At 60.2% G+C, this 12,343-nt stretch carries 13 protein-coding genes; 7 read left to right on the forward strand and 6 right to left on the reverse strand.

The genetic code is table 11. The annotated features are described in order from the left end of the window. The first annotated feature begins 92 nt into the window (after positions 1-92). Together QA646_RS13205 and QA646_RS13210 are read left to right on the forward strand one after the other, a co-directional pair. Entirely contained in the window at positions 93-1,721 is a 1,629-nt protein-coding gene (locus QA646_RS13205) for an alkaline phosphatase family protein (protein WP_283058869.1), read from the forward strand. Positions 1,722-1,743: 22 nt separating this feature from the next. After that, positions 1,744-3,123 (forward strand): cytochrome c peroxidase, encoded by a 1,380-nt coding sequence (locus tag QA646_RS13210; RefSeq protein ID WP_283055888.1) that lies wholly within the window; start codon positions 1,744-1,746, stop codon positions 3,121-3,123. A 58-nt stretch (positions 3,124-3,181) separates the two neighbouring features. Here QA646_RS13210 and QA646_RS13215 read toward each other — a convergent pair whose 3' ends face one another. Both QA646_RS13215 and odc2 read right to left on the reverse strand, forming a co-directional pair. Then, a complete protein-coding gene (locus QA646_RS13215) occupies positions 3,182-3,772 on the reverse strand; it encodes an N-acetyltransferase (RefSeq protein ID WP_283055889.1) in 591 nt (196 codons plus the stop codon). 113 nt (positions 3,773-3,885) lie between these two features. Then, positions 3,886-5,019, reverse strand: coding sequence for an ornithine/lysine decarboxylase (odc2, locus tag QA646_RS13220; RefSeq protein ID WP_283055890.1), 1,134 nt, complete (start codon positions 5,017-5,019; stop codon positions 3,886-3,888). Between the two features lie 527 nt (positions 5,020-5,546). Here odc2 and QA646_RS13225 point away from each other — a divergent pair. The 3 genes from QA646_RS13225 to QA646_RS13235 all read left to right on the forward strand — a co-directional run bounded on the left by QA646_RS13225 (position 5,547) and on the right by QA646_RS13235 (position 8,294). After that, entirely contained in the window at positions 5,547-6,440 is an 894-nt protein-coding gene (locus QA646_RS13225; RefSeq protein WP_283055891.1) for a LysR family transcriptional regulator, read from the forward strand. 91 nt (positions 6,441-6,531) lie between these two features. Further along, positions 6,532-7,188 carry a DUF1007 family protein gene (locus tag QA646_RS13230; RefSeq protein WP_283058870.1) on the forward strand — a complete coding sequence of 219 codons (657 nt, stop codon included), beginning with the start codon at positions 6,532-6,534 and terminating at the stop codon, positions 7,186-7,188. Next, positions 7,182-8,294: a nickel/cobalt transporter gene (locus tag QA646_RS13235; protein WP_283055892.1), complete on the forward strand. Its 1,113-nt coding sequence runs from the start codon at positions 7,182-7,184 to the stop codon at positions 8,292-8,294. The genes QA646_RS13230 and QA646_RS13235 overlap by 7 nt, the downstream gene beginning before the upstream one ends. A gap of 9 nt (positions 8,295-8,303) precedes the next feature. On the opposite strand, the gene QA646_RS13240 is transcribed toward QA646_RS13235, so the two are convergent. From QA646_RS13240 to QA646_RS13250, 3 genes are all read right to left on the reverse strand, one after another. Continuing rightward, a complete protein-coding gene (locus QA646_RS13240) occupies positions 8,304-8,519 on the reverse strand; it encodes a hypothetical protein (protein ID WP_283055893.1) in 216 nt (71 codons plus the stop codon). A 193-nt stretch (positions 8,520-8,712) separates the two neighbouring features. Continuing rightward, positions 8,713-9,420, reverse strand: a complete 708-nt coding sequence (locus tag QA646_RS13245) for a tellurite resistance TerB family protein (RefSeq protein ID WP_283055894.1) — start codon at positions 9,418-9,420, stop codon at positions 8,713-8,715. 185 nt (positions 9,421-9,605) lie between these two features. After that, on the reverse strand, positions 9,606-10,244 hold the full coding sequence (locus tag QA646_RS13250; RefSeq protein ID WP_283055895.1) for a 2-dehydro-3-deoxy-phosphogluconate aldolase: 639 nt from the start codon (positions 10,242-10,244) through the stop codon (positions 9,606-9,608). Positions 10,245-10,404: 160 nt separating this feature from the next. Here QA646_RS13250 and QA646_RS13255 point away from each other — a divergent pair, with 160 nt between their 5' ends. Both QA646_RS13255 and QA646_RS13260 read left to right on the forward strand, forming a co-directional pair. Continuing rightward, positions 10,405-10,890: a CYTH domain-containing protein gene (locus QA646_RS13255; protein WP_283055896.1), complete on the forward strand. Its 486-nt coding sequence runs from the start codon at positions 10,405-10,407 to the stop codon at positions 10,888-10,890. After that, on the forward strand, positions 10,868-11,776 hold the full coding sequence (locus QA646_RS13260; RefSeq protein WP_283055897.1) for a CHAD domain-containing protein: 909 nt from the start codon (positions 10,868-10,870) through the stop codon (positions 11,774-11,776). Before QA646_RS13255 ends, QA646_RS13260 begins: the two co-directional genes overlap by 23 nt. 72 nt (positions 11,777-11,848) lie before the next feature. Here the strand turns inward: QA646_RS13260 and QA646_RS13265 are convergent, their stop codons facing one another. Continuing rightward, positions 11,849-12,310: a GNAT family N-acetyltransferase gene (locus QA646_RS13265; RefSeq protein WP_283055898.1), complete on the reverse strand. Its 462-nt coding sequence runs from the start codon at positions 12,308-12,310 to the stop codon at positions 11,849-11,851. Positions 12,311-12,343: the final 33 nt, after the last annotated feature.

The raw sequence follows: 12,343 nt of genomic DNA on the forward strand, positions 1-12,343 counted from the left end.
ATACTCCGTTGATAGCCCAGCATGGTTCTTTTGCCCCGGCGCGGCGCATTTTAAGCGTCGGGGCGCAGACCCCCACTCGAGAGGATATGGCAATGATCTGTCTTTCGCGTCGCACCGCCCTAGCCGCCGGCAGCGCGCTTACCCTGATTTCGCTCTGTTCCAGCGCCGGCGCCGCCGACAAGGCACCGCCGACGAATACCGCGACGCCGATCAAGCATCTGGTCGTCGTCTTCCAGGAAAACGTTTCCTTCGACCATTATTTCGCGACCTACCCCAAGGCCGCAAATGTCGACGGCGAGCCGGCCTTCAAGGCCGCCGACAATACGCCGACCGATATCGACACGCTCGCCCATGAAGGCCTTCTCGACAACAATCCGAACAAGACGAATGCCGCGAACGGTGCAGACGCCGCGGCTCCCTTCCGCCTCGACCGCACGCAGGCGGCAACCCAGTCGCAGAACCACGGCTATACCGCCGAGCAGGCCGCTTACAACAACTTCGCGATGGACCTGTTCCCGGCCAATACCGGCAGGGGTACCAAAGGTGCTGCCGGCGCCTTCGGCACCAAGGGCCAGGTCATGGGCTATTATGACGGCAACACCGTCACGGCGCTCTGGAACTACGCCCAGCACTATGCGCTGAACGATAATTCATTCTCCACCAATTTCGGCCCGTCGACCCCCGGCGCACTAAACCTCATCTCCGGCCAGACCAACGGCGCCATCCTGCCGCCCGGCTACACGCTGGAGAAGGACGGCACTTATTCGAAGGGCCGCATCGTGCCCGACGGCAATGGCGGCTGGACTGTCATCAGCGACTTCGATCCGACCGGCGATGTCTGCTCAGTCGGCCAGACGGCGCTGATGTACGGCAAGAACATCGGCGACATTCTGAACGAACACAACATCACCTGGGGCTTCTTCGAAGGCGGCTTCGATCTGACGGCGACGAATGCGGACGGCACCACGGGCTGCAAGCGCGCAACGACCTCAGCCATCACCAAGGTCAACATCGCTGACTATATCCCGCATCACCAGCCGTTCCAGTACTATGCCTCGACCGCGAACCCCACGCATGCGCGTCCGTCCTCGGTCGCCGCAATCGGCAGCACCGATGCAGCCAACCACCAGTACGACATGACGGACTTCTATGCAGCGCTGAAAAACGGCAATATGCCGACCGTCAGCTTCCTGAAGGCGCCGGCCTATCAGGACGGTCATGCCGGCTATTCCGATCCGCTCGACGAGCAGGAATTCGTAACTGAGGTCGTCAACACCGTCCAGAATTCGCCGGAGTGGAAGGACACCGCCATCATCATCCTCTACGACGATTCCGATGGCTGGTATGACCATGCCCACGCGGTCGTCAATCCGTCGAAACTCCCGGTCAAAGGCTACGACGTGCTGAACGGCGATAGCTGCTCGACCGGCACGCCGCTGCCGGGCGTCAACGGCCAGCCGGCTCAGGGTCGTTGCGGCTACGGCACGCGCCAGCCACTGTTGGTCATTTCGCCCTACTCCAAGGTCAATTTCGTCGACCACACCTTGACCGACCAGACCTCCGTCATGCGCTTCATCGAAGACAACTGGATGGGTGGCGAACGCCTCGGCGGCGGCTCCTTCGATGCCATTTCCGGCTCACTGAACAACATGTTCGATTGGTCGAAAGGCGATACACAGAAGCTGATCCTCGATCCGAAGACCGGTAACAGCGCTTCCTAAGTTAAGAACCAGGGGATGGACAATGTCCTTGAAGAAGCAGCATCTCCTTCCCCTGATCGCACTCGCGGGCATCTCGCTCGCGGGGGCGACCATCGGCTTGGCAAGCGAACCCGTCGCCAATGCCGTCGTCGCAAATACCTATGACGATACGGCTTCGCTAAGCGCGGTTGCCCAGCTCGGCAAGAAGTTGTTCTTCGATCCATCGCTTTCGGGAAGCGGCCGGATGTCCTGCGCAACCTGCCACGATCCCGCAAATCACTATGCGCCGGCTAACGACCGCGCCGTGCAGCTCGGCGGCCGGCATCTCGACCAGCCGGGCATCCGCGCCGTCCCGAGCCTCGCTTACAAGATGTCGACTCCTTCCTTCTCCGTCGGCGCGGAAAGTGCTGCCGACGAAGCGGCCGAAGCAGCACCTATGACGGAGGCCTCCGGCGTGGCGCTCGCCAATACCCCCGCCACCGTCGCGGGGCCTCTGACGGCGCAGGCCGTCGTCAAGGCCGATTCGAATGCGCCGGATATGGTGCCGCAAGGCGGCATGTTCTGGGACGGCCGGGCCGATTCGCTGCAAGAACAGGCGCTGCAGCCGATGATCTCACCCTTCGAGATGGCAAATGCCGATGCCGCCACCGTCTATGCCAAGCTGAAACAGAGCTACAGTAAGGACATTGCCGCCCTCTTCGGCAACAACCTCCTCAACGATCAGGATATGACGATCGCCGAAGCCGGTTTCGCGCTGGCGCGGTATCAGATCGAAGAACCCTCCTTCCATCCCTATTCAAGCAAATACGACTACTATCTGCGCGGCAAGGCGACGCTATCAGACGCTGAAATGCGCGGGCTGAAGCTGTTCGACGATCCCAGGAAGGGCAATTGCGCCTCCTGCCATCTCGATAAGATGACAGGCGACGGCCAGATGCCGAACTTCACCGATTTCGAATTCGAAGCGCTTGGCGCACCGCGCAATCCGGATATCCCGGCCAATGCCGACGCGCATTATTACGACACCGGCATCTGCGGTCCGCTGCGCAACGACACCTATTCCGCCCAGCCGCAGAATTGCGGCCTCTTCAAGACCCCGACGCTCCGCAATGTCGCCGCCCGCCATGTCTTCTTCCACAATGGCGTCTACCGCTCGCTGGAGGATGTCACCCGCTTCTACGTCAAGCGCGACACCAATCCGGCTGAGATCTATCCGAAGGATGCAAGTGGCAAGGTCCTGAAATACAACGACCTGCCGGCGCAATATCAGGCCAATATCGACATCATCGACGCGCCCATGAACCGCAAGCTCGGCGATGCGCCGGCTCTGAACGATACGGAAATCGCCGATGTCGTCGCGTTTCTGAAGACGCTGACGGATGGCTACGATCCGGCGAAGGACAGCGCGAAGGCAGCCAAATAGAAACGCCTCCGCCCGAACAGGCGAAGGCGCATTAAGACCTCAAAGCTTTTCCTGCTTTTTACGCAGCCTTGGCGATCGGTGGCTGAGCGAGCTTGCGACCACTGGCGACGATCATGCCGGCAGCGCTGTCGAGCCAGCCGTCCTTAAGTTCAAGAGCAAGGAAACGATCGCGCTGGAACGGGCCGGGCATCACGAGATGGCGAGTCTTTGCGGCAAAGAAGCCGAAGCGCTCATAGTAGGGCGCATCGCCAACGAGCAGGATCGCGCCATGGCCGCGCTTTTTGGCCTCCAGGATGGCGGCGCGCATCAACGCCGAGCCCATGCCCTTGCCTTCATAGGCGGGATCGACTGCCAGCGGGCCGAGCAGCAGTGCATCGACCGGGCGCGTCTCGCGATCGACACCGGCTTCGACGTTCCACAAACGAACGGTGCCAACGACATGACCGGCGCGATCACGCGCGACCAATGCCAAGCCTTCCGCCGGAACGCGGCCTTGACGCAGCTTTTCGGACGACTTCTTGCGGCGGTCAGCGCCCATGGCGCGATCCAGCAGATTTTCGCGCGCAACGACATCGCCTGCATTTTCCAGGTCGAGGGTGAAAGTGGAAGGCGCAAAGAATGCGCGGACAGAATCAAGAACAGCGGCCATCTCGGCCTCCCGTGCCCAATACCGTTATCAGCGGTGGTGACGAACTATTGTGAGGGTGCCGCCCCGGCTGGCTACGGGGACAGCTTTATCGGACTTTAGATCCATATCGGATCTTAGATGATGTAAGCCTTCAGCGGATCGAAACCGTTGAACGCAACAGCCGAATAGGTCGTCGTGTAAGCGCCGGTGCCTTCGATCAGGACCTCGTCGCCAATGGTGAGCGTCACCGGCAGCGGATAGAGGTTCTTCTCATAAAGCACGTCGGCCGAATCGCAGGTCGGGCCGGCAATGACGCAGGGCTCCATGTCATCGGCGTCGCGCTCCGTGCGGATCGGGTAGCGGATCGCCTCGTCCATGGTTTCGGCGAGGCCGCCGAACTTGCCGATGTCGAGGAAGACCCAGCGAGCGGCATCGTTGTCCGACTTCTTGGAGATCAGGACGACTTCAGCCTTGATCACACCGGCATTGCCGACCATGCCGCGGCCCGGCTCGATGATCGTGTGCGGGATCTGGTTGCCGAAATGGGCACGCAGAGACGCAAAGATCGCCTTGCCATAGGCTTCGGCCGATGGAACGTCGCGCAGGTACTTGGTCGGGAAACCGCCGCCCATATTGACCATCTGCAGGTGGATGCCCTGCTTGGCGAGCGATACGAAGACGCGCTTGGCATCGGCAAGAGCCGCATCCCAGGCATCGACCTTGGTCATCTGCGAGCCGACGTGGAAAGACACGCCATAGGATTCCAGACCGAGCTGATGGGCGTAGACGAGAACGTCAACGGCCATCTGCGGAACGCAGCCGAACTTGCGTGACAGCGGCCACTCAGCGCCTTCACCGTCCGTCAATACACGGCAGAACACACGAGCGCCGGGAGCGGCACGGGAAATCTTCTCAACTTCCTCATGGCTGTCGACGGCAAAGAGGCTGATACCGAGTGCGTGTGCACGGGCGATATCGCGCTCCTTCTTGATCGTGTTTCCGTAGGAAATGCGAGCGGCGGTCGCACCGGCATCGAGCGCCATTTCGATTTCAGCGACGGACGCGCAATCGAAGTTGGAGCCGAGGCTTGCGAGCAGGCGCAGCACTTCCGGAGCCGGGTTGGCCTTGACGGCATAATAGATCGCGCTGTCCGGCATGGCGTGACGGAAGGCGTGGAAATTGTCGCGGACGACATCGAGATCAACCACCAGGCACGGACCGTCCGGACGTCGGGTAGCGAGAAAGTCGCGAATACGTTGCGTGGTCATGTCAATTCCCTTTTCAATTCCAAAAGCTCCGGGAAAAACCCAGAGGACAAAGGGCGACGCTCACTCGCTCAGGTACCAGCCGGTGGAGACCCCGGAACCGTGCAAATGCGCGAAGCGCGGATGATGAACGAGTGCCGCAAGCGGCGCTAATTCGCTTTGTCTGCCATGGATTGGAGGGATAATCCCAACCGCACTTCCGGCAATGAAGGTGTGCCTCTTCAGTAACCCCGGCTGATGGAAAGCCGGGAGAGAACAAAAAGGCCCGCACCGTCGTTGCTTCAGATGTCCTCGCATTTTCCGGTTGGCCGGAATAGCGACTGGAGGGGTTAATTCCAGGTACCTTACCGATTTTCTCACCACATCGAGGATCGGCGGACACCCACGGGCACGTGCGACTTTGGGCTGAACCCGAAATAGGAATATTCGCCGACATAATCAAGAATTTTTTTCGCCTGTACCCGAAAAAATAATTGAACAAATCGGTGCATTTTGTTCAATAACTTGCGACAGTTAACGAGGGCTTCGCCATGGACACTTTGACCCGCATTCGCGCCTTCATCGACGTGGTCGAAGCCGAAGGGTTTTCAGCGGCCGCGCGCAAGACCGGACGTTCCAAGGCGCTGCTATCTAAATATGTCCGAGAGCTCGAGGACGAGCTTGGCGCTCTCCTGCTGAACCGTACCACGCGCCAATTCTCCATGACGGAGGCCGGTCACACCTATTATCGCACTGCTTCCGACATATTGAAGGAGATCGACAACCTTGCCGACCTCGTGCGCGAGAACAACCAGCAGCTCAAGGGGCGGCTTCGCATTTCCGTGCCGCGCACCTTCGTCGATGCCGATGTCGGACAGTCGCTGATCGATTTCGCCAGTGAAAACCCAGACCTCGCGCTGGAAATCGCAGCGGACGACCGCTTCGTCGACCTGATCGAGGAAGGCTTCGACGTTGCCGTGCGCATTACGAAACTTGAAGATTCCGGCATGATCGCCCGCAAGATCTCGGATTTCCGCGTCCACCTTTGCGCAACGCAGGAATTCCTCGACCGCTACCCTGCCCTGGAACATCCAAACGATCTCAGCCGCGTGCCTTTCATCATCGACACCAATACGCGCGCGCAAGGCAATATTCGTTTCGTCGATGCCGACAGCACCACATTCAACGTCGCCACCAACGGTACGCTTGAAGTCAACAGTCCGCATGCAACGCTGCGCGCCGCCCTCGCCGGCCTCGGCATCGCCGTCGTCCCGGATTTCATCGGCCGTAAGGCGATCGAAAGCGGGCAACTGCTGACGCTGTTCAACGACTATCTCCCGACCGACCGCGGCATTTATGCCGTCTATCCGCACCGCCGTTATCTGCCGGCCAAGGTGCGCATCTTCGTCGATTACCTGCATAATTGGTTCCGCAAGCACGGCTGAACCGCCTCAGCCTGGCCGACCGGTCCCAATTCCGTCTCATTTCCTGACCAGAAAACGAAGTGAATCAATGCTCACGAAACACATCGGACGCATGAGAAAATCCACGACCGCCTATGCTCTTGCCCTCACCGGCGGCCTGCTTTTTGCGCCGGCCGTAGCGTCGGCGCATCCGCACATTTTCGTGGAAGCGCGCCTGGAAGTGCTGGCCGGTGCAGACGGCAACGTGCAGGAGCTGCGCAATGTCTGGCGCTTCGATGAGGTCTTCTCCTCCTCGGTACTGATGGATTTCGACAAGAACACCAATCTGAAGCTCGACCCGGACGAGCTCAAGGAAGTCGGCAAAACCGTGCGCGATTCGCTGGCCGACTACGACTATTACACAAATCTGACGCTCAACGGCAAAGCCATCAAGGTGAACAAGCCCGACGTCATCAATGTCGACTACAAGGACGGCCAGCTCCTGATGTTCTTTGCCGTCAAGCCATCCGAGCCGATGCCGCTGAAGGGCAACAAGCTGAGCTTCGGCATTTACGATCCGACACTCTACACCTCGATCGATTTCCCCAGTGACAAAGAGCTGGTGACGGAGGGCGATGCCTTCAAAAGCTGCGCGCAGAAGGTCGTGCGTCCCAATCCGGACGAGGTCATCGCCGAAAACAAATCGACATTGACCGATGCCTTCTTCAACGATCCGACGGGAACAACCATGTCGAAGCTCTTCGCAACGCGGATAGACGTCCAATGCTGATTTTGCGGATAGTGAAGCTGCTTCCGGCGGCAGCCCTCACCTTACTGGCAGCGGCAAGCCTTGCGCACGCCACCGGATCGCCGCTTGGTATCGGCACAGCGGAGCCGAGCTTCCAGCCGGTCGGTGGACCGCTGGCGCCGATCTTCCTCTATGTGAATTACGAGCAGCAGGCCTTCTATCGGGCGCTCACCAAATCCATCGAGGCCATGCGCCAGGATCCCTGGCAGCTCTGGACGCTGATCGGCCTCTCCTTCGCCTACGGCATCTTCCATGCCGCCGGCCCTGGCCACGGCAAGGCCGTCATCTCTTCCTACATGGTCGCCAACGAAATCGAACTGAAGCGCGGCATCGTCATCTCATTCATCTCGGCCTTCATCCAGGGCCTCGTTGCCGTCCTTGTCGTCGGGGCCGCTTATTTCGTCCTGCGCGGCTCGGGCATCACCATGACGATGGCCACCAATGCGATGGAGATCACCAGCTTTATCATGGTGATCATCTTCGGCGGCTGGCTGTTGTTTCGGAAGTTGCGCTCGATGATCCAGAGCCGGCCGCAGCGCCGGGAAGTGCAGCTTGCGACATCGGCCGGCCCGATCAGCATGTCGCTGTTCGAAGACGGCTCAAACGGCTCCGCTTCCGCCCAAAGGCTTTCTCACTTCCGCGCCGCGCCGCATGTAGGCAATCGGTATAATTGCGACGATCCGACCCATGATATGGGCAATGGCATGGTCTGTGAGACCTGCGGCCATTCCCACCTGCCCGACCCGAAAATGCTGTCGAACGAGAAATTCAGTGTCCGCGAAGCCTGGTCGGCGATCATCACCGTCGGTCTGCGCCCCTGCTCCGGCGCGCTGCTGGTCATGACCTTCTCGATGCTGAACGGCCTCTACCTCGGCGGCCTGCTGTCCGTCCTCGCCATGTCGGTCGGGACGGCGCTGACCGTGTCGTTGCTCGCCATCATCGCCGTCTTCGCCAAGGGAACCGCCGTACATTTCACTGGCCGCGGCTCGCGGCTCTCGATGTGGGTCGGCAATGGCATAGAAATTCTTGGCGCGCTGCTGGTCATCTGCACCGGCATCGTGCTGCTCGGCGCGTCGCTGCAGACCTGAGCCCGTAAACTATCGGCTCTTGCGCCTCTGGTAATGGGCTCTCAGCCAGAAGACCAGGAAAAAGGCCAGGATCACGAGAATACCGAAGCCGGCGCCGAGCCAAGGCGAAACATTGCCGAGCCAGACGATCACATCAGGCATCAGGTATAACAGCACCGTCGCGGCCAGCAGGATGACAGCGGCGGCGATCGCATTTGAGCGGGTTTCGCTATTTTTATCCGTCAAGATAGGCATTCCTTCGCGCGCCGCTACTCATTGTCCGGTGAAGGTTTAGAGCGGCTCAGTGTTTCACGGAATCGCTTCTCCACTCTATCCCTTTGTTTTTACGCATTCCGGACGGAAAACCACTTCGCACTTTTCCTGGAACTGCTCTAGGCCAGCCGCCCGCGAAAGGCAACCGGCCCTTTCCCGCCAATAGTCAGACCTTGGCGCTAGCAACCGTTGCCTCGATATGATCGACCAGCGCATCGGCAAGACCGAGCCTGCCGGCGAGAAGATCGAGATAACCGCGTTCTGCCCGTGAATCCGGCTCGATCGCCAGGCGCGAGGCAGTGTAGACCTGAACCCGCTGCTCTTCCGTCTGCGCCGATGCGACAATGGCGTCGAGATCGACGGGATTGGCAAGCTCGCGTTCGAAAAAGGCCTCCGCTTCCGCGCCGACACCCGCTTCGTGCACCTTGCCGAGAATATGCCGCCGCTCCGCATCATCGATATGCCCATCGGCGCGGGCAGCGGCGATCATGGCGCGTACCAGCGTGAGCGCAAAATCATTGCTGGCAATCGCCGGCGCGGTGCTGAAGCCGGAATTGGAAGGCGGCGGCAGAAATTGCGGCTCCGCCTGCTGGGTTGGCTGCGGCGCCGGCTGCGGTGCATTGCCGGCCTGATAATTCTTGTAGGCCTGATAGCCAAGCCCGGCGATCGCCGCGAGACCACCGAGCGTCAACGCGTTGCCCGCGATCTGGCGGCCTGTCTTCGTGCCCAGCAGCACGCCGGCGATGGCGCTGGTCGCCAGCGGATTGTCCCTGGCGAGATTGATTGCTTCGGTCGCCTTGTCTCTCACGCTTCCCTGCATTCCCGGAACTTGCGATCCGAGGAACTGGTCCAGAAGCTTGCGGGCGTCGATCATGTGGATGGTCCTCCGTCCTTTGTGAAGCTTGCCCCCAAAAGTGCGTAGCGTCTTTTGGACGAGATCAAGCGCAAACAAAACTGCGAGAGGGAGATAGGAAGGTGGGATCGCAAATACAAATCTGCTGAAAAGCAAAAAGGCGCGCATGATGCCGTGCGCGCCTTTTGATCGAATTTTCGGAGGGCTCAGCCCTTCAGCGCGGCGGCTTCGGCGGCGAGCTTGGTGATCCCAGCCCAATCACCGGCGGCGACCAGTTCCTTCGGCGCTACCCAGGAGCCGCCGACGCAGATGACGTTCGGCAGCGACAGGTAGTCATGGGCATTCTTCAGCGAAATGCCGCCGGTCGGGCAGAACAGCGTGCCTGCCAGCGGCGAGGACAGCGCCTTCAGATAGGCAGCGCCGCCGGCCTGTTCGGCCGGGAAGAACTTCAGCACCTTATAGCCTTCTTCGCGCAGCGCCATGACTTCGCTCGCCGTCGCCGCACCCGGCAGCAGCGGCACGTCGGAGGTGCGGGCGACATCCAGCAGCTCCTGCGTCGTGCCGGGGCTGACGATGAACTTGGAGCCGGCTTCGACGGCAGCTTCCCATTGCTCAACACTCAGGATCGTGCCGGCGCCGACTTCGGCGCCCTCGACTTCGTCAGCCACGGCCCGCACGGCATCGAGCGCGCCGGCGGTCCGCAGCGTGATCTCGATGGCTTTCAAGCCGCCGGCGACGAGCGCGCGGGCGAGCGGCACGGCCGACTTCGCATCTTCGACGATGAGAACGGGGACGACGGGCTGCAATTTCAGGATGGAAAGAAGCTTTTCGGTTTTCTCGCCCATGATCGGCGTGCTCCCTTAAAACGATTGAAATTCGATTTCCGAATAGCCTTCCCGAAGGTCCTTGTCGAGACAAAAGCTAAGTTTGAACATGACGGGTAGGAAATGCCAAAAACTTCCGTTAGTCTATTTACATATGATGCTGGCGGAGCATGTCGAGCACATGGCAAAAGAGATCGAGCGAAAGTTTTTGGTCCGGGGGGATCATTGGCGCGACCTCGTTTCCGAGAAACTCACGTTACGGCAGGCCTATGTCGCCTCCATGGACGACCGTTCCGTTCGCGTTCGCTTGACGAATGACACGGTCGCGACCCTGACGATGAAGATCGGCAGGGCGATGACGCGGGATGAATTCGAATATGAAATCCCGGTCGCCGATGCCGAAGAGCTGCTCGGCAACGCCATCGGCCTTGTCATCGAGAAGACCCGCTACAAAGTGCCCTTCAAGGGCTTCGTCTGGGAAGTCGACGTTTTTCGCGGCGCGCATCGCGGTCTGGTGATCGCCGAGGTCGAGATGGAAGACGAAAGCGACGATCCGGAATTGCCGGACTGGGTCGGCCGCGAGGTGACTGGCGAATACCGCTACTCCAACCAGGCGCTCGCGACGCAATTCGAACAGGAATACGATGAGTTATCGCATTCGGCCTGATAGGGCCCTCGATGACGAGGTGCAGGCCGCCGCCGCGCAGCAGCTCGGCAAAGTGGTTGCCGCGCTGACTGATCGGCCGGAGGGATTGCACGAGGCGGTGCATACGGCACGCAAGCATATCAAACGCATACGCGCGCTCTATCGACTGGTCGCCCAGCGGGCGCCGGAGTTCCAGAAACAGGAAAACGACAGGCTGCGGGAGATGGCGCGAACCCTCTCCGGCGTCCGCGACGCCACCGCCTTAATCGAGGCCGGCCGCTATCTGCACGAAACGGCGACATCCGAGGACGAGGCCCAGGCGCTTGCTCGAGTAGTCGACGTGCTCACGGCCCGGCGCGACCGGTTATCGGCGGAGGAAACCGATCTCGAGGAGAAGGCGGAAAAAGCGGTGGCCACCTGCCGCGAAGCATTGGACGCGCTGAATGCCACTTCCTTCGGCAGTGGCCGGCGCGCAACCGCGCGTATCTTTCAAAAGAGCTGGCGCAAAGTTGGGCGCAAGGCGACGAAGGCGCTCTCCGAATGCCATGCAGAAGGCCATATCGACCAGTTTCACGAGCTGCGCAAACGCAGCCAGGATTGCTGGATGCATCATGCACTGCTGCGAGACATCTGGCCGGCCGCCATGCACGCAAAACAGCTCGAAGCCAAGGAGCTGGTCGACATACTCGGCCGCTATCTCGATCTGTCGATTTTATCCGAGGTCACCGATCGCGAGCCGCATCTCTTCAACGGCAGCGACGACCGCGCCCGCCTGCTCGAGGCGATCATCTCCCGCCAACAAACAGCTCGGCAGGAAGCGCTGGCCAAAGCCCGCTGGATTTTTGCGGACGAGCCGAAGCAGGAAGCGCGCACCATCAAACGGCTTTGGCTGGAAGCAGGGGATTGAGGGAACCGCTCCGGCACGCGCAGGGCCGGAAGAAAGCGATTGTCGCAGCTTTCAACCTATTGCAGGTAATTCTCAGAGAGATTTTTCCATTCGGAAATTTTCGAGCGTCTGTCCGCGCTTTTCGACTATCTGCGATGTCAGAACGCTGAAGCCTCTTCGTTCGAAGAACGGTCTGGCGGTAAGGCTCGCCTCCGTAAAAATGCGCCGGAGCCCTTGCCTCTTTGCCTCCATCTCGACCGTTGCCAGCAGCAAACTGGCTGCGCCAAGACCTTGATAATCGGGATGAACAAACATCATATCCAGGAGCCCATCCGGCACCAGATCCGCGAACCCGATTGGCACACTCCCATGCTGAACGATCCAGGCCGGCCTGCTTGACCGTCGTTTCGCCCAGACTTCCCTGTCTTCCACCTTGGCCCAAGCATCGACTTGAGCCTGATTGTAGTCCTTCGAGGCCACCTCCCGGATTGCTCTCAGAAATATGTCTATGGTCAGATCGGCGTCCGCCGAGACATATGATCTTACTGTCAGCATGTTCTTCGACACCTCAACCTCACCGCCGCGTCG

The organism is Rhizobium sp. CB3090, from assembly GCF_029714285.1.
Classification (GTDB): Bacteria; Pseudomonadota; Alphaproteobacteria; order Rhizobiales; family Rhizobiaceae; genus Rhizobium.

What these genes read in the sequence shown, in the direction of transcription:
- QA646_RS13205 (WP_283058869.1), top strand. Translation starts at nt 93, where the DNA reads ATGATCTGTCTTTCGCGTCGCACCGCCCTAGCCGCCGGCAGCGCGCTT.
- QA646_RS13210 (WP_283055888.1), top strand. Translation starts at nt 1,744, where the DNA reads ATGTCCTTGAAGAAGCAGCATCTCCTTCCCCTGATCGCACTCGCGGGC.
- QA646_RS13215 (WP_283055889.1), bottom strand. Translation starts at nt 3,772, where the DNA reads ATGGCCGCTGTTCTTGATTCTGTCCGCGCATTCTTTGCGCCTTCCACT.
- odc2 (WP_283055890.1), bottom strand. Translation starts at nt 5,019, where the DNA reads ATGACCACGCAACGTATTCGCGACTTTCTCGCTACCCGACGTCCGGAC.
- QA646_RS13225 (WP_283055891.1), top strand. Translation starts at nt 5,547, where the DNA reads ATGGACACTTTGACCCGCATTCGCGCCTTCATCGACGTGGTCGAAGCC.
- QA646_RS13230 (WP_283058870.1), top strand. Translation starts at nt 6,532, where the DNA reads ATGAGAAAATCCACGACCGCCTATGCTCTTGCCCTCACCGGCGGCCTG.
- QA646_RS13235 (WP_283055892.1), top strand. Translation starts at nt 7,182, where the DNA reads ATGCTGATTTTGCGGATAGTGAAGCTGCTTCCGGCGGCAGCCCTCACC.
- QA646_RS13245 (WP_283055894.1), bottom strand. Translation starts at nt 9,420, where the DNA reads ATGATCGACGCCCGCAAGCTTCTGGACCAGTTCCTCGGATCGCAAGTT.
- QA646_RS13250 (WP_283055895.1), bottom strand. Translation starts at nt 10,244, where the DNA reads ATGGGCGAGAAAACCGAAAAGCTTCTTTCCATCCTGAAATTGCAGCCC.
- QA646_RS13255 (WP_283055896.1), top strand. Translation starts at nt 10,405, where the DNA reads ATGGCAAAAGAGATCGAGCGAAAGTTTTTGGTCCGGGGGGATCATTGG.
- QA646_RS13260 (WP_283055897.1), top strand. Translation starts at nt 10,868, where the DNA reads ATGAGTTATCGCATTCGGCCTGATAGGGCCCTCGATGACGAGGTGCAG.
- QA646_RS13265 (WP_283055898.1), bottom strand. Translation starts at nt 12,310, where the DNA reads ATGCTGACAGTAAGATCATATGTCTCGGCGGACGCCGATCTGACCATA.